We start from the raw sequence: 16,931 nt of genomic DNA on the forward strand, positions 1-16,931 counted from the left end.
TTCGTCAGTCGATTTGCGTGGCGATATCTTCGACAATGCGGAAAAATTGCCGGAGTGCACGAGGTGAGATGTTGCCGTGACACATAAAACTATGAAGCATCCCTGGCAGGCACTCCGCTTTCGCTCGAACGCCGCGCTCTGTTAGGTGAAGCGCAAAATCCATTCCCATATCCCTCAACGGGTCGCATTCCGCAGTATAAATTTGGGTGGGAGGCAGCCCAGCGAGGTCAGGGTGGGTGGGAAGAGCGTTTTCAGGCAGGCTGCCCTCGGATGGTGTGTTTAAATAGGTTTCACAGAACCATTGCATTTCCGACATGTCGAGATTTACGCCACGGGCGTAGGTCTCAAGCGATCCCGACATCGCACCACTGCCCGTGAACGGGCGCATGTCTGTCACTGGGTAAATAAGAGTAAGACCACAAAAGGATATCTTTCCCTGGGCGCGGGCATATAGCGCTGCGTTTACCGCAAGGTTCCCACCAGCACTTTCTCCCATCAAGAGCATTCGATTTGGATCGATGCGCAAGTCAGGAAATCTGTCTGAGAGCCAGTCTATTGCACCTCGCGCATCCTCAAGAGCAGCAGGAAAGCGGTGCTCAGGAGCGAGGCGATACCCCACAAAGATGACTTGGGCACCGAGCAGATGTGCAAGTGCTCGCGAATGGGTGTCGTACGCAGCCGCGTCACCAAGAACGAAACCGCCGCCGTGGAAGTAGATGATCGCGGGCAAGAGACCATCCATGTCGGAAGGGCGGTAGATATCGATGCTAAAGCTACCTCCACATTCCTGAACAGTGAGGTGGCGAACGTCCACCGAATGACGAATGGGGTAGCCATTTGCGAGGAACATGTCCCGCATGGCTGAACGGGCGTCTTCAACGGGCATGTCCTGTAGCGGAGGCCCGCCGGCGGCGCGCCCGCGCTCGAGCATCCGGCTCAAATCTGGGTCAAGCGTCATGACTGTTCTCACTCGGCTGAGTTTCGCCGGAAATATGGGCGGCAATGCGCCTGCGAAGAAGCGTCAGATCGTGCTGTTCGATAGCATCAACGATATCAAAGTGGTCCTGTGTGGCGCGCTGTAGCTGGGCCACAGTTTGCCATTGACCGACCGGTGCGGCCGGTCCTAGTTGACGCAGATCCAGTATCAATTCGCGCATAACTTCATTGCGGCAAAATCCATAAAGCAAAGAATGGAAAGCGTAATTTGCCTCGATTTGCGAAAATGAGGTGCCGTTGTAGGCAGCGTCTCTGAAAGCTTCTGCCAGTTCACGTAGGCGAATGACGTCTTCTGGAGTTGCTTGTTCGAGCACATCCGCAGCGACATGGGATTCGAGCAGGGCACGAACCTCACCAATTTGTTTCTCGCGCACCGGATTGGGATCTGGAACCCGGTATCCGCGGTTCTGAATGTGTTCCACCAATCGTTTGGAGTGCAGATAAGTTAGCGCATCGCGCACTTTGACCCTTGTGCAGCCATAGCGCCGCTCCAGATCGATTTGCTTCAGCCATTCACCTCGTCGAAGGACACCAGTGTTGATGTCCGCCATGATCCGTTGCGAGATCTCGTCCGGCCCGAGTTTTGATCCGGCTTTGTCTTTGTTCTCTGGCATCTTTTGTGGCGAGCCCTTTGCTGTGTTTCGAAGCAGGATAAGCAGAAAAATGAAGTGTTTCAATATCGCAATCATAATTGGCGCCAAAATAAAAAAATATTTTGACTCCAAAAAAGACGCCGGCTAACCTCCAGCCAACAAGTGTTCAGGAGACCTTAGATATGCTGCCACGTTTGCAGGACAGTCCGCAGGAACGCGCCCGCGCGCTTTATCTGACCGGAGAGACCACAATCATTGCCTGCCGTCATGACCCGCGGTTTTCTTTCATGCTCTACATTCCGCAGAGCGCCTGGGATGAGCCTGACCGTGAACTGGATTTACTGGTCTCTGTTCATGGCACCATGCGGTTGCAATCGCTTTATCGCGGTGCGTTTTCAGGCTTTGGTCGTTTCAATAACTGCGTGGTCCTCGCGCCACTCTTTCCGGTCGGAGTGCGGGGAGACATGGAGGCGGGTGGCTATAAATACATGGTCGAGCACGATATCCGTTATGACGAAGTGCTGCTGGCAATGGTGGAGCAAGCCGGGGAGCTGATTAATCGTCAGTTTAAGAAATTTATGCTGTTCGGCTTCTCTGGCGGAGGCCATTTCACGCACCGTTTCCTCTATTTGCATCCAAACCGGCTCAAGGCTGTGTCTATCGGTGCTCCGGGGTCGGTGACATTGCTGGATGAAACCCTGGATTGGTGGCCAGGTATCCGAAATTTCCAAGAGGTTTTTGGACGTGGCATAGACTTTCAGGCGCTCAAGCAGGTCAAAGTACATATGAGCGTTGGTGCGCTTGATACGGAAGAATGGGAAATAACCTTCCCTGAGGATTCACCGAAGTTCCTGCCCGGTGCCAACAGCGCAGGGCGCAATCGCAATGATCGTCTGCACAGCCTGCGTGAAACCATGCAAGCACGAGGCATAGACGTCTGGCATGATACCGCGCCTGGTGTGCCACACGACATGACCGGTGTTTTTCCGTATGTTGAGCGTTTCTTCACAGATGTCCTGAAGGATCGTCTGCCTGCGCCGGGTGTACGTTGATGGTTGCGGCACCGAAATTGGTGGAAATCGAAGGCCCCGCCTATGAGCGCGGCCGGTCGTACGGGCAGCAGGCCGATGTTCAATTGCGCCACGGGCTGGGCGTCTATCAGGACTTGTTCCGTCAACACGGGCTTGGCTGGGACAGCGTTCTTACATATGCCGCGAAGCTGCGGGAGGCTCTGGCCCCGCAAGTGCCGGATGCGATGGACGAATTGCGCGGCATCGCCGATGGCTCCGGTGTGCTGTTGGAGGAGGTGCTTGTTGTCAACGGTCGCAGCGAGATCATCAATCTACATGCGCAGCGCCCCAAGGACACAGGTTCACTTGATGACGGATGTACAGCCGCAGTGGTATTGCCGGAACTGAGTGCAAACGGGCGCCTATTGCACGTGCAAAACTGGGATTGGTTGCCGGATTGCGCCGACAGCACGGTGGTTCTGCGTATTCGCTCAGAACGTCATCCTGACATCCTGACCTATGTGGAGGCCGGCGGTCTTGCGCGCGCGGGGTTCAATGATCAGGGCGTGGCCATAACCGGCAATAATCTGGTCAGCGGACAGGATGGCAAACGGCCATTCGGGGTGCCTCTTTCGGTGATCCGGCGCCGGGTGCTGGAGGCCGGCGGGTATTCGCAGGCGCTTACAGAACTTTACCGCCTGCCGCGCACCGTTTCGAACAACATGACCATTAGCTGTGCCCAGAGTGGCGATTGCCTGAATTTCGAAACCACCCCAGATGAGATCTACTGGCAAGCGCCAGATGGTCTGTGCCTGACCCATTCCAACCATTTCGTCACCGCAAGTGCCCGCTCACGTGAGCGAGACAAAGGCATCGCGCGGGGCGCCGATACCCTGTTTCGAGATCGGCGTCTGCGTCGGTTGATCGAGGGGGCCGGGCACAAGCACGGGCTGTCGAGCCTGGCGCAAGTATTGGATGACCGTTTTGGCGCGCCTCGTGGGATTATTCGTACGCCGGAAGGCAATGAGGACGAAACCAACGCGTATCTCTCAGCCACCGTTGCGATGGTTCTGATGGATGCAGGGGCAGGGGAACTGCGGGTGCGCCAGTTGCCCTATGCCAACAGCAAGACCAACAGCTACCGCCTGCACTGATGGGCGGAGAAAATTAAACTGAACAACAGGGAAAACAATCATGATGCATCGAAGCAAGGTATTGAAAACCGCTGTTCTGGCGACAGGGCTGACATTCGGCAACGTTCTGCCTGCGATGGCCGAAAGCGTCGTGCGCATGGCGCTGAACGCAGATATTCGCGGCACCAACCCCGGTGTAACCCGCGATGGGAATACGGATCAGGTACACGGCCATATCGTCGAGGGGCTGGTGACCTACGCTGACGATTTCAGCATCATTCCGATGTTGGCAGAGAGCTATGAAATCTCTGAAGATGGACGCACCTACACCTTCGCCTTGCGCCAGGGCGTGAAGTTTCACAACGGCGAAGAGATGACGGCGCAGGACGTTGAATGGTCTTGGAACCGGTTGGCAGGCGATGCATCGGAGTCGCACTGCAAAAATTTCTTTAATGGACAGAACAACATAAAAGTAACCTCGGCGAAGGCAGTTGATGACTATTCCTTTGTGATCACGCTTGAAGAACCCTATGCGGTGTTCCTTGCCACCATGGCACGTTTTGATTGCGGCTCGATGGCGGTTCTGCATCCAGACTCGGTCAATTCCGATGGCAGCTGGAACACCCCACTGGGAACTGGGCCGTATCGGATGGGTGATCATGCGCCAGGCCGCTATGTGGAACTCAATCGCTTTGCGGGCTACTCCAGCCGCGACGGGCAGCCCAATGGGTATGGCGGCGGCAAACACGCCAGCGTTGATACGTTGCGATGGGAAATCGTCGGCGAAGGTGCGGTATCAAAAACCGCCCTACAGGCTGGTGATCTGGATCTGGTTTCCATCGATGCGATGACCGCGTCGGAGTTGCGCGGGCAGCCACGCTTTACAGTGGACGCCACTGCATCTGCGGTTTGGGATACCTATCTTCTGAATTCTGACGATCCGCTGCTGTCGGATGTACGCATTCGCCGGGCCATCGCGCATGCTATCGACCCGCAACGCATTATGGCGGCGATCACCGAAGGGTTCGGCACAGCGTCACCCTCGCCGGTTCCACCGATGTCGGCCAATTACACCGACGTGCAGGCGCAATATCCAGAGTACAACGTCGACAAAGCCAAGGCACTGCTTGAGGAGGCGGAGTACGATGGCGAAGAAATCGTCATTCTCGCCACTCGTCGAAACGGCGCCTATTACGAACGCGCACTGATGGCACAGGCGATGATGATGGATGCTGGCCTGAACGCCAAACTGGAAGTGGTCGAATGGGGCACCCAGCTGGAAGCATATCGCAATGGCACCGGCTATCAGATGCAAAGCTTCACCTTTTCGCCGCGCCTACATGCGGGTCTCAGTTTCGAAATGTTCACCGGTGATGCGGAACGCAAGGCCTGGAAAACCGGTGAGGCAGTCGGACTTGTGAATGAATCCTTGCGCGTAGGTGACCCTGAAGCACTGCAGGGGGTGATCGACAAACTGCACAACGGCTTTATCGAAGAGGTCCCCGCCATCGGCCTTGGCCACAGGACTTTGTTCACCGGCATGTCAGACAAAATTGGCGGGTTTGAAAACTGGGGGGCAGGTCTGTTGCGCGGCTGGATGCTTACGGTGGACGGCTGATCAGCCGCAGGAGAAAGCAACCATGCTGACATTCATCCTTAAGCGGGTTCTGATGTCGATCCCCACCTTTGCGATCGTAGCAGTGATCATTTTCACGCTCGTGCGGGCGCTCCCCGGTGATCCGGCGTTGATGATGCTCGGTGGCAATATCGATGACGAGGCGTCGCTGGCGCAAATGCGGGCGCAACTGGGACTCGACCAGCCAGTACCGGTGCAATTCCTGGCATGGTTGCGCGAGGTTTTCTCGGGCAACCTCGGCACCTCGATCATGACCGGGCAAGAGGTGTCCTCTCTGTTGATACAGCGCTTCAGCGTAACGGCAACAGTTGTCCTGCTCGCAATTGTTTCGGCACTCCTGGTGTCGATACCGGCAGGCCTGCTGGCCGCACATCGGCACAATACCCGCACGGATTATGCCATTGTGCTGCTCACCATTCTGAAGCTTTCAATGCCCGGATTTTGGGTGGGGCTGATGCTATTGGTGCTATTTGGCGCGATCCTGGGCTGGCTACCGACTGTCGGGTTTGTTTCTGTCAGTGACGATCTTGGCCGCGGCATGATGTATCTGATCTTGCCAGTAACCTCGCTGGCACTTTCTGAGATCGCGGTACTGACCCGGATGATGCGCGCAGGGAGCCTTGAGGTGATGGGCAAGGACTACATCACTCATGCACGCGCCAAAGGCCTCACCGAGCGCAAAGTGCTGTGGCGGCATGTGTTTCCAAATGCCTTTGCGCCGACGCTGACAATGGTGGGCATCATGCTCGCGGGGCTACTGGCTGGCGCCGCCGTGACCGAAACGGTCTTCACCCTGCCAGGGCTCGGCAAGCTATTGGTCGACTCGATCTATGCCCGTGACTACCCGGTGCTGCAGGGGGCGCTGTTGTTCATTGCCGCCGTTTATGTGCTGACCAACCTTGCCATTGATCTCACCTATTCCTTCTTCGATCCCAAGGTGCGCCTGACATGACTTTCACCAAACGACTTCTAGGCAAGGCCAACGGGATGGCCGGTGCGTTCCTTCTGGGGATCGTCTTTTTCATCGCCGTGCTTGGCAGCGTATACACGCCACATGATCCGCTGAAATCGGATCTGCTGAACCGCTTCGCCGAAGCCTCGGCAACCCACCCTCTGGGCACCGACATGTTTGGCCGGGACATCCTGTCGCGATTGATGCGCGGGGCTTGGGTTTCTGTGTCGATCGGGCTTGGTACGCTGGTGCTCCCGGTCGTTCTCGGTACGGTTCTCGGAGCAGCAGCCGGCCACTTCCGCGGCTGGTTCGACCGCATATTGATTATGATTTTGGACGCGTTGATGGCCTTTCCAGGCCTGCTCATCGCTCTGGGTCTGATGGCGGTGATCGGGGCAAACAAATACGGCGTGATCCTTGCACTATCAGTAGCTTACTTGCCCGCAATCACGCGCGTGGTGCGCGGCTCGGTTCTATCGGTCAGCCAATCCGAATTTGTCGAGGCTTCGGCCACCATGGGGAATTCGCGTCTTTACACGCTGATTGTACATGTGCTGCCCAATTGTCTTGCACCGTTGATTGTGCTGACCACGATGATGTTCGGCTGGGTGTTGCTGGCGGAAAGCGCGCTCAGCTTTCTGGGGCTTGGCGTGCCGCCTCCGGAACCCAGCTGGGGCAATATCTTGGCAGAAGCGAAGGCGCATCTGATGCGTTACCCGATGTTGGGGCTGCTGCCAGGTCTGTGCATCTCGGTTGCGCTCCTGGGTGTGAACCTTCTGGGTGATGCACTGCGGGACGAGCTCGATCCGAAGTCAGCACCCTCAAAGGAGGTCATTTAATATGATACGTGGCACTGATACTGGCCAAGTTCTGACAATACAGAACCTCGAAATCTCCTTCGGCGCTCTGGCAGTTGTCAAAGGGGTAGATCTCTCGGTGGCACCAGGTGAGATTCTGGCCCTGGTCGGGGAAAGCGGCAGCGGCAAGAGCATGATCGGTCGCGCTATCATGGGGCTGCTGCCAGGTGGTGGCCGGGTCAGCGGTGGGCGCATCACCTTTCGCAACCAAGAGGTGACCGGCGCTTTACCAAGCACGCAAATGCGGCGGCTCCGCGGCAAGGAGATCGGCTTGATCTTTCAGGAGCCACTCTCCTCTCTCAATCCCAATATGCGCATCGGCGAGCAAATGTGTGAGGCGATGCGCGCGCATACGGATCTCAGCGAGGACAAGATCCGGGAGCGAGCACATGAAATGCTACGGCAGGTCCGATTGGACAACCCCGAGCAATTGATGAACCGCTACCCGCACGAGTTTTCCGGCGGAATGCGCCAGCGGATCATGATCGCCTCGGTCATGATGTTGAAACCTGCCTTGCTGATCGCAGACGAGCCAACCACTGCCCTGGATGCCGTGGTGCAAAGAGAGGTGTTGGACATCATCGCAGAGGTCGCCCGCGCCAACGGGACTGCGGTGATCCTTATTTCGCATGATCTGGCTGTTGTGGCAGCCTATGCAGCACAGATTGCGGTGATGGAAAAGGGCGTGCTGGTGGAGGCAGGCAGCGCCCGTGCCGTTCTTGGTTGCCCGCAACATGCCTATACACAGAAGCTGCTGGCCGCAGCACAGCTGGGAGCCCCTGAGCCAGTGAAGGGAGCCTCAGGTCCACCACTGCTGTCAGTTGAAGGGCTGCAGGTGGAGTTTAGCGACAAGCAGATGTTCGGCCTGTTCGGAAAGACTGTGAACCGCGCCGTAAAGGATGTCTCCTTGAGCGTGCAGCCGGGTGAATTTGTAGGTCTTGCTGGTGAAAGCGGCAGCGGCAAAAGCACAATTGGCCGGGCCATTGGAAAACTGGCCCCGATGAAAGTCGGCCGTGTGACCTTTGATGGCATCGACCTTGCGAACTGCTCGGCCGCAAATGAGCGTCGGCTTCGTCAACGTATCCGCTTTGTCTTTCAGGACCCTTTTTCATCGTTGAACCCACGCATGCGCGTTGGCCGTATCGTCGCTGAAGGATTGCGCCATGATCGGGGGCTATCTGCCGCTGAACGACAGGCGCGAGCGATCGACATGTTGGAGGCGGTCGGGCTGCCCCGTACAATGGCCGCACGCTTTCCACACGCGCTATCAGGTGGTCAGCGCCAGCGCGTCGCCATTGCCCGCGCCCTGATCAGTCGACCGGACCTGATCATCGCAGACGAACCCGTCTCGGCCTTGGATGTCACCATTCAGGCGCAGATCTTGATGCTTTTGAAATCGTTGCAGCGTGAATTCGGATTTGCCTGCCTGTTCATCAGCCACGACCTGCACATCGTCGAGCAGCTTTGTGCCCGGCTGTACGTGTTGCACAAGGGCAGGGTCATGGAGCAAGGGGAGACGGCGCAGCTTTTTGCAGCGCCGCGCCACCCCTACACCCGGCGCCTGATGTCGGCATCGCCGCGGTTGGAACAGGACGCCGAGGGACTGCAATTGGCCCAAACCCAACCGGTACTGGGCAGGCACGACAGCGACACGACGTTCTACGAGGACAGTGGAGACAATGCTGGTCCTTATCATCTGGCGGAAACAGCGCCCGGCCACTTCGTTGCCCTGCGGGGCACTGCCTAACATCAAGGTTCCAATATGACCCAACTTACACCGCGGCCTTATGTGCCGCGCCCATACGCCGCCGACGAGGATGAGGCGCGCCAAATGGTTCGCGCGTACCCCTTTGCAACTGTGATCACTCAGGGGAAGGAAACACCTGAGGCCACTCAGACGCCTCTGTTCTTCGAAACCGAAGATCCGTCGTGTCGCACCCTTATCGGCCATATCGCCCGTATAAATCCGCAGGCAGAGGATCTGATGGTGCCGGGGCAGGTGCTGGCGGTTTTCAATGGCCCCTCTGCATATGTATCTCCGGCTTGGTATGTCGAAGACGAAGATGTGCCCACATGGATCTACAGGTCGGTACATATCCGCGGTGAGATTGAACCGGTTGACGGACCTCCGATGCGCGCTTTGATGGAGCGCATCGTCACCTTGTCGGAGCAGCGCATTCAAGGAACATGGCAGCTGTCGCGTATACCTGAGCCAGACATCACGCGGATGATGCCGCGGATTATTGGTTTTCGAATTCACCTGACGGCCTTGCAGGGCATTTCCAAGTTGGAACAAACCCGGTCCGGCAAGAATCGCACTGGTGTTGCCGCGCGCCTGGAAGCTGGTCGCGAGATCGGCGGCGGAACTCTCGCCAAACTATTACGGTGCCAGTGATCGGCTTTCTTATGCAAAGTTTTCTAACCATCCAGCGAAAGCGGACCTTCATTCTCGCACGATCACTTTTTCTGATGCTGCAAACCGCGCCACCTGCTGCAATGAGGACTAAGCGCAGGAATTAGCGCAGTACAAAAGCGAGAATGATCGAGCAGAGTACGATATTCAGAACCCAGACCGTGAAAGCAACCCGTCGCCGCAGGCTCACATGTTTGAACGGATTAATCATAGTCGAAACGCTCTGTCAGAATGCGATGAGAGGGCGTGCCCTTCTCAATCAGATGATCTTCAACAGTATCCATCATGATTGTGGGGCCGCACATTACAAATACCCAGTCGTGCAACTCTCGATCTGAAAAAATGCGGTCTATCAATGCAGCATCGATAAAGCCTGTCTCTCCGTGCCAGGTTTCTGGGGGGTCCGACAGCACATAATATACGTCCTGTGAACCTAACTCCTCTCGATAGGCAATCTGATCAACCAGCCGGTTTCCATAGACCAACCTCACCTTGCGTGGATCGCCGCTCAGGCGCATTTGCCTGAGGATACCCAGCAGCGGTGCAAGCCCCACGCCACCTGCAATCAGAGCGACCCCAGGTTCGGTGCGACCGTCAACAGAAAGAGTTCCATAAGGGCCGTCAACATAAGAGACCGTTCCGGCCTTTATCTGGCCAATGGTTCGTGTGAAGTCGCCAAGCTCTTTTATCATAAAGGATATTTCCGGTCCGCCTCCCGGTGCGGAGCAAATGGAGAATGGGTTTTCTTTCATCGAGAATGAACTGTGCCCCAGATTCAGCCACGCAAATTGCCCAGCCTTATAACGAAGGCCAGAATGGCCATCTGGCTTCAGCGTCACCTCCCATTGTTTGGGCGTCAACTGGGTGACGGAGGTCACTTTCCACGCGCGCACTCTATCCCGGAGAGGCATCAACAGGTAAACATATAGCAGCGATCCAACGGCAACACCCGTCATTGCCAGCCACACCCAGGTCATCGCAGGCTGCGATCCATATCGCCCCGCATAGACCGTGTGATGCAACAAAAGCAACGCGATCAAGAGCGCGCTCATCCCGTGTATCAGGCGCCAAGTCTCATATTTGTAGTCCAGTTGCGTCCGTCCGACTGCCAGAAGAACAAGGCTTGGAAGAAGCAGATAGGCGGCAACTCCTGTGGACAGAGCAGAAAAATCAGTTGTGATTGTGAGTTGCCGCGTGAGGTCCCAGGGACGCTGACCACCCGAAAGCGTACCCTGGTAGAGAAAGGGATGTAGCAAGGCAAAACTCAGGGCAGTGCGCGCCATGACCTGATGAAGCCGCATGGTTACATCCATGCCAACGCTATTCGAAACACTCTTGAAGCGGCCAGACAGGACAAACTCCATAAGGATTATCGAATAGGCCAAAATGCCAAGGCCAGAGGCAAGTTCTTCGGGGAATGGTCGGGGTGGTCCGCCCGTCAACCACGATAAGATAAGCGGCAATGTGGCAGCGACAAGGTAGGCCAAGATCCAACACAGAGGTTTCATATATGCAGTTTATTCAACTTCCTCTGTTTGCTCAATTCCGCGCTCCCCAGTCTCGAAGGCAGTCTCGTTCTATTGTTTGTACATGAAAACTCCGTGGAGTTTGCGATCGATGAAATCCGGAGGCAGTTGTCAGCAGTGCAGTTCTGGAGCATCGGTTAGTTTGGGCTCACAGCCGACTTGCGGTGACGCAGAGCCGAAAGACTGGCCCAAGGTTGTCCGAGGCCCCCCGTGATCGGCTCAAGCCAGCCTATACAGGGCATTCACTCATCGCGCTAATACCGCACCATGGCGTCTCTAAAGCGGACGGTGGGTGATTAAGCAGAACCAAGGTTCTTAGGATTTTTCGGAGCAGAAAATCCAAAGCACTGCGCTTAGGGTCATGATCGACCTATTCCTCTGGCTTGGACGCTGTGTGAAACACGCACTCTAAAGTTGACTATTCGCACAGTATAGTAGCCTCAGATATACACCATTTAATTTTCGGAACAATCTAGAAACAAAGAGAAATTTGACGCTATGAAGCTGCTCTCATTCACGGTTTAACAACCTGGGCATGGGTAATCCTCAAGAGCTATTCACTGATAGGCCCGTTTAGGGTGAGGGATTACACATGAAAATTGATGTACTACGGCGAATCGCGCCGATCTGGGTCGTCGGGGGGGGCAATTTCGGCGTTGCTACCGACGGCGGGGCAGGCTTTTACGGACTCTGAATATAAGTACTCAAGAACCCAGTTTGGAACATGCGAGGTTCTTGAACGCATTCAACCAACCTCAACATTCGCGGGCGTATACGTGAGCGATAGTGGCACCCCGATAGGAGTTGCCGGGGGGGCGTATTGGTTTAATGGCAACAAGTTTTCGTCCTTTCCAAGCGTTTCAGAGGCCGTTCTGGCAGCATGTCTGGGAACGGATGCCTCACATTTTACAAACCTGCAGCAGGCTGGGGCTGAAGTCAGTTTTGCCGATGACACATACGTCGGGTTTTCCTTTACGCTCACGCAGGACAACCAATACTTCACGGCAGGGAACTTCGAGTATTCTTCAGCGACCACATCAATCCCGTCACCTCCTGACACCACTGCCCCGGTCCTGAGCGCACCATCCGCCCAGAATCGCCCGACGGACGCAGGCCTCACGACTGCCTCTTTTGATGTAACGTCGCTCGGCTTCGTTAGTGACAACGTCGATAGCGGCCTCTCAATCACTTATAAGGTCGGCTCTACTACACTCACCGGCGCCTATGTTTTCCCGCTGGGGGAGACCACCGTGACCATGGATGCGCAGGACGCGGCGGGCAATAACGCGGCGCAGAAAAGTTTCACTGTTACCGTAAGCGATGCTGAGGCTCCGGCCCTTACCGCACCGGCTGCTCAGACTGGCAATACCGACAGCGGTGTGGCGACAGCTTCGATTGATGTGACCAGCCTTGGATCTGTCAGCGACAACGTCGATAGCAGCCTCTCGATCACCTACAAGGTCGGCTCTACTACACTCACCGGCGCCTATGACTTCCCGGTGGGGGAGACCACCGTGACCATGGATGCGCAGGACACGGCGGGCAATAACGCGGCGCAGAAAAGTTTCACTGTTACCGTCAGCGATGCTGAGGCTCCGGCCCTTACCGCACCGGCTGCTCAGACCGGCAATACCGACAGCGGTGTGGCGACAGCTTCGATTGATGTGACCAGCCTTGGATCTGTCAGCGACAACGTCGATAGCAGCCTCTCGATCACCTACAAGGTCGGCTCTACTACACTCACCGGCGCCTATGACTTCCCGCTGGGGGAGACCACCGTGACCATGGATGCGCAGGACGCCGCAGGCAATGACGCGGCACAGGTGAGCTTTACCGTGACTGTCAGTGACGCAGATATGCCGGTGCTGACCGCGCCTGACGCGCAAACTGCGGATACAGATAGCGGTGCGACCACAGCCTCTTTGGATGTGACCAGCCTTGGCTCGGTCAGCGACAACGTTGATGGCAATCTGGTGATAACCTACAAGGTCGGCGATACCGTATTGACCGGCGCTTACGATTTTCCGGTGGGCGAGACCACCGTAACCATGGATGCGCAGGACAGCGCAGGCAATGACGCGGTACAGGTGAGCTTTACCGTGACTGTCAGTGATACCTCTCCACCGCCGGTGCCGACAGTGGCGAATGTTGTGGTCAACGCGGATCGCACCCTGACCGTCAGCGGCACCACCGAACCCGGTGCAACGGTTACCGTAACCTTCCCCGATGGGAGCTCCGCTACAACCATGGCGTCTGGCGGTACGGCGGCCTTGGCGCGCGGCACCTTGCGCGTCAGGGGTGCTGCCCTAGCGCCGCAACCCGTTGGCAATTATTCCGTTGTCTCGGCAACGCCGCAAACCAGTGGCAATATAACCGTCACCGCGACCGATGCCAATGGCAATACCTCGGACGCAAACCTGACTGTCGTCGATGCCACTTCGCCAGATGTGGTGATCAGCGGCGCGCCAGAGCGGCTGACCCACAAGGCGAGCTTTGAAGTCACCATCACCTTCAGCGAAAGCGTGACCGGCTTTGAGGCAAGCGATATCACTGCGAGCCATGCAACCGTTACCGGCCTGAGTGGCAGCGGCGCGATCTACACCGCAACAATCGCATCGGTCGGCACTGGCAACGTGGGCCTCTCGGTGGCGGCAGGGGCTGCAGTGGATGCGGCGGGCAATGTCACCAATGCCTCCAACACGCTGGTCGTTTCCGATACCACCGTGGAAGAGACGCAAAAGACCATCGCCAGCTTCCTGTACAGCCGAGCCAACCAACTGCTCTCCAATCAGCCTGACCTGACCGGTTTTCTTGATGGGACATCTGATGGCACGCTCAACGCGGCTGTCACCCGTGGCCGGGGTCACTTCAACCTGGCTTCTGGCGCGAGCAGAAACGCCTGGTTCCGCCTCAAGGGGGCCTGGTCTGAGGATGACACCGCCGACAGCCGGTCTGTATTTGGCGCGTTTGGTGGCCACATTCACCTGCGTGAGACGGTTTTGCTGGGCGCGATGCTGCAGTTTGATCACCTGTCGCAGGACGACGGAGCCTCCCGTGTCGAGGGCACGGGCTGGCTGGTCGGGCCCTATGTGGTCGCCAAATTACCGGGCGATCCGCTCTATTTCGAGGGGCGCTTGCTCTACGGTAAATCCTCCAACAGCGTGTCGCCCTTTGGCACTTATGAGGATGACTTCGACACCTCGCGCCTGCTGGCTCAGGTGAAAGTGACCGGCGAGATCGCCTCTCAGGGCACCCTGTTCAGCCCCTATATGGACGCCGCCTATGTGAAGGAAGACCAGGACGGCTATACCGACAGCCTTGGCAATGCGATTTCGGCACAGACCGTCGATCTGATGCAGGTCTCTTTTGGCCTGGACGCGGAGCGTTCTATCGCGATTCAGAACGGCGCCCTGACGCTGCGGGGCGGGATCTCGGGCATCTGGTCGTCGACAGGCGGCACGGCGGTGGCCGAGACAGTGCTGCCAGGCTACGCCGGCTGGCGCGGCAAGTTGGACGCGGGGGTGAGCTATGTGAGTGCAAGCCACGGCACCTTCACCGCCTCGGCCTTCTTCGACGGACTGGGCGCCTCAGACTATCAAAGCTACGGTGTAAGTGTTGGATACGCCTTAGCCTTCTGATCATATAGCGCTACATTGCAGACAATAACGGCGGCCCCCGTTGCAAAACAGGGGCCGCAACCATGTTTAGGGAATACCTGTACGCAACCCGAGAACCGTTTCGCCGTCGGCAATTGTGAGCCCGTTGTCCTTATCTCGTTCAAACGTTTCGCTTTGATGATTTCAGCTTGGTACGGGCAAGGCTATGGATCAGTTTTTCTGGGCGGGTTGAATAAAGGAGGCGCTTTGAAAATAAATGTCCCACCCGCACATATATCGCGCGACGGTTTGTAGATAGGCAGATCCTCAGGCTTCATTATCGCAGACTATTTCCGAATATGGTTGTCTGCACCTGCGTTGATTGAGCGCGCACGCGCAGACAAACTGGTTGCAAATCCCCTGACATGTGGTCCGACGTGATGGGCTCTGGCGGGATCGCCGCCATTCCCACCGCCGTATTTGATCTGCCCCACGGTGCGGCGTCTCCTGCGGTCCCCGCGCTTCATGAATCCGGGTCCCCAAATACCGTCTTTTCAGTCCAGCAGCCTAGGGCGCAAAGGCCTCTCGTTCGGTGATCTTTTCAAATTCGGGCAAAAACTCTTCGTGGTGCAAAGCGAGATATTTCGTGATCCGCTTGTTGCTGACCAATCTGGCAACTTAGCCGCGCGCGGGCAATAGCCAAGGGTGCTCTCGACTATACTCGCCTGTCATTGCACGCTTGACACATTTCGCCGGTTTTCTGAGGTTTTCGAATGTGATTGAGTCAAAGCTAGGCGACGTTCCCCCCTCTCGCCTAATTGTTCCGACAGCCAAGAGCTGTTTTGACGCGGCGCGGTAGGGCTAAGTTTCCATCGACGCACCTGCAGATCTTTCCTATGCTGACGGGATGCACAGCACCCTCTTAAAGCTCTTCAATATCAAGTCTGTCTGGCTCATCCTGCGGCAGTTACGCAAGATTTGGGTACGTACAGTCAGCTTTGCATTTCTGGCGCTGGGCTCGGTTGTGCTGGCACAGACGCTGGGGCGACTGCTACCGCTCAGTCTGGGGGAAAAGCTGGGCGCCGGCGCGGTGGAGCAGGTTCTTAACATACTTGCGACCTCTATGTTGGCGGTCACCACCTTTTCGCTGTCGATTGCGGTTTCGGCCTTTTCCACGGCCGCCGGGTCGGCGACGCCACGCGCCACCGCCTTGCTGCAGGAAGACCACACCACCCAGAATGTGCTTGCGACGTTTTTGGGGGCTTTTCTGTTCAGCCTGGTTGGAATTGTCGCCCTGAAGGCGGGGTACTACACGCAGGCCGGGCGTCTTGTGCTGTTTGCCACGACGGTTTTGATGATTGCCTTTGTGGTGGTGGCGTTGCTGCGCTGGATCAGCCATCTGTCAAATTTTGGTCGCATTGAAGACACGCTGGAACGTGTCGAAATCGCCGCTGCTGGCGCGCTGAACCGACGACTTGAAAAACCATGGCTGGGTGGCAAGCCGCAAAAGCAGCCTCCCCCGGCGACGGCGCAGAAAGTCTGTTCACAGGACATCGGGTTTGTGCAGCATATCGACATGGGCGCGGTGTCCAAATGCGCCAAGGAACTGGATCTCAACGTTTGGGTCGTGGCATTGCCCGGCGCCTTTGTGCATCGGGCCTCGCCATTGATGTATATTGACGGGCCTACGGTTGATGATGCTGGTCTTGCACCGCTCAGGGCAGCGTTTTCCTGTGGGCAGCGGCGCAGCTTTGATCAAGATCCAAAATTTGGCCTGATCGTCATGTCGGAAATTGCCTCGCGGGCCTTGTCGCATTCGGTGAATGATCCGGGCACCGCGATTGATGTGATTGGCCGTCTTGTCAGGATCTTGGCGCCCTGGCGCAGCGGTGGTGATGCCTTGGTTGATTACCCCAATATCACCGTCCCGTCCTTGCAGACTGAAACGTTGATTGAACAGGCGTTTCGCCCCATTGCCCGTGATGGGGCCGAATTGATTGAAGTGCAGATCCGGCTGCACAAGGCGCTTTGCTCCTTGGCAGAGATGGACGCCGCGACCTTCCGCGCAGCGTCAGCCAAGGTTTCGCAGGATGCCTTGAAGCGGGCTGACAAGCGGGTTCTGACGACACAGGAAATGCGCCGACTGGAACAGATCTCTGCCAGCATATGAATCAGCCCCGCAGGGGGATACCTGCGGGGCTGATTTGCACTGGTTCGTC

12 protein-coding genes are annotated in these 16,931 nt (G+C 56.8%); 9 read left to right on the forward strand and 3 right to left on the reverse strand.

All coding sequences use genetic code 11. The features are described 5' to 3' along the window. Positions 1 to 4: 4 nt before the first annotated feature. Together ACN0VH_RS17805 and ACN0VH_RS17810 are read right to left on the reverse strand one after the other, a co-directional pair. A complete protein-coding gene (locus ACN0VH_RS17805; RefSeq protein WP_417701648.1) occupies positions 5 to 958 on the reverse strand; it encodes an alpha/beta hydrolase in 954 nt (317 codons plus the stop codon). Then, positions 948 to 1,685, reverse strand: a complete 738-nt coding sequence (locus ACN0VH_RS17810) for a GntR family transcriptional regulator (RefSeq protein WP_417701650.1) — start codon at positions 1,683 to 1,685, stop codon at positions 948 to 950. Before ACN0VH_RS17810 ends, ACN0VH_RS17805 begins: the two co-directional genes overlap by 11 nt. Before the next feature lie 86 nt (positions 1,686 to 1,771). On the opposite strand from ACN0VH_RS17810, the gene ACN0VH_RS17815 reads away from it, so the two are divergent. The 7 genes from ACN0VH_RS17815 to ACN0VH_RS17845 are packed head-to-tail and all read left to right on the forward strand — an operon-like array spanning position 1,772 to position 9,572. Beyond that, positions 1,772 to 2,641, forward strand: coding sequence for an alpha/beta hydrolase (locus tag ACN0VH_RS17815; RefSeq protein WP_278924079.1), 870 nt, complete (start codon positions 1,772 to 1,774; stop codon positions 2,639 to 2,641). Continuing rightward, positions 2,641 to 3,753: a C45 family autoproteolytic acyltransferase/hydrolase gene (locus tag ACN0VH_RS17820; protein WP_417701651.1), complete on the forward strand. Its 1,113-nt coding sequence runs from the start codon at positions 2,641 to 2,643 to the stop codon at positions 3,751 to 3,753. Before ACN0VH_RS17815 ends, ACN0VH_RS17820 begins: the two co-directional genes overlap by 1 nt. 40 nt (positions 3,754 to 3,793) lie before the next feature. After that, entirely contained in the window at positions 3,794 to 5,350 is a 1,557-nt protein-coding gene (locus ACN0VH_RS17825; protein WP_417701653.1) for an ABC transporter substrate-binding protein, read from the forward strand. A gap of 22 nt (positions 5,351 to 5,372) precedes the next feature. Beyond that, a complete protein-coding gene (locus tag ACN0VH_RS17830; protein WP_278924082.1) occupies positions 5,373 to 6,320 on the forward strand; it encodes an ABC transporter permease in 948 nt (315 codons plus the stop codon). Continuing rightward, the gene (locus tag ACN0VH_RS17835) at positions 6,317 to 7,159 is read left to right on the forward strand and encodes an ABC transporter permease (RefSeq protein WP_417701655.1); all 843 of its coding nucleotides are present in this window, start codon (positions 6,317 to 6,319) and stop codon (positions 7,157 to 7,159) included. The genes ACN0VH_RS17830 and ACN0VH_RS17835 overlap by 4 nt, the downstream gene beginning before the upstream one ends. A 1-nt stretch (position 7,160) precedes the next feature. Continuing rightward, complete coding sequence (locus tag ACN0VH_RS17840; RefSeq protein WP_278924084.1) at positions 7,161 to 8,924, forward strand: ABC transporter ATP-binding protein; 1,764 nt, start codon at positions 7,161 to 7,163, stop codon at positions 8,922 to 8,924. A gap of 15 nt (positions 8,925 to 8,939) precedes the next feature. Further along, a complete protein-coding gene (locus ACN0VH_RS17845; RefSeq protein ID WP_278924085.1) occupies positions 8,940 to 9,572 on the forward strand; it encodes an FMN-binding negative transcriptional regulator in 633 nt (210 codons plus the stop codon). 221 nt (positions 9,573 to 9,793) lie between these two features. Here ACN0VH_RS17845 and ACN0VH_RS17850 read toward each other — a convergent pair whose 3' ends face one another. Then, on the reverse strand, positions 9,794 to 11,098 hold the full coding sequence (locus ACN0VH_RS17850) for a ferredoxin reductase family protein (RefSeq protein ID WP_417701658.1): 1,305 nt from the start codon (positions 11,096 to 11,098) through the stop codon (positions 9,794 to 9,796). Between the two features lie 794 nt (positions 11,099 to 11,892). Here ACN0VH_RS17850 and ACN0VH_RS17855 point away from each other — a divergent pair. Together ACN0VH_RS17855 and ACN0VH_RS17860 are read left to right on the forward strand one after the other, a co-directional pair. Further along, positions 11,893 to 14,754: an HYR domain-containing protein gene (locus ACN0VH_RS17855; RefSeq protein WP_417701660.1), complete on the forward strand. Its 2,862-nt coding sequence runs from the start codon at positions 11,893 to 11,895 to the stop codon at positions 14,752 to 14,754. Positions 14,755 to 15,619: 865 nt separating this feature from the next. Further along, on the forward strand, positions 15,620 to 16,882 hold the full coding sequence (locus tag ACN0VH_RS17860) for a DUF2254 domain-containing protein (protein WP_417701662.1): 1,263 nt from the start codon (positions 15,620 to 15,622) through the stop codon (positions 16,880 to 16,882). Positions 16,883 to 16,931 lie beyond the last annotated feature (49 nt).

Source organism: Pseudophaeobacter sp., assembly GCF_048267565.1.
GTDB classification, from domain to species: domain Bacteria; phylum Pseudomonadota; class Alphaproteobacteria; order Rhodobacterales; family Rhodobacteraceae; genus Pseudophaeobacter; species Pseudophaeobacter profundi.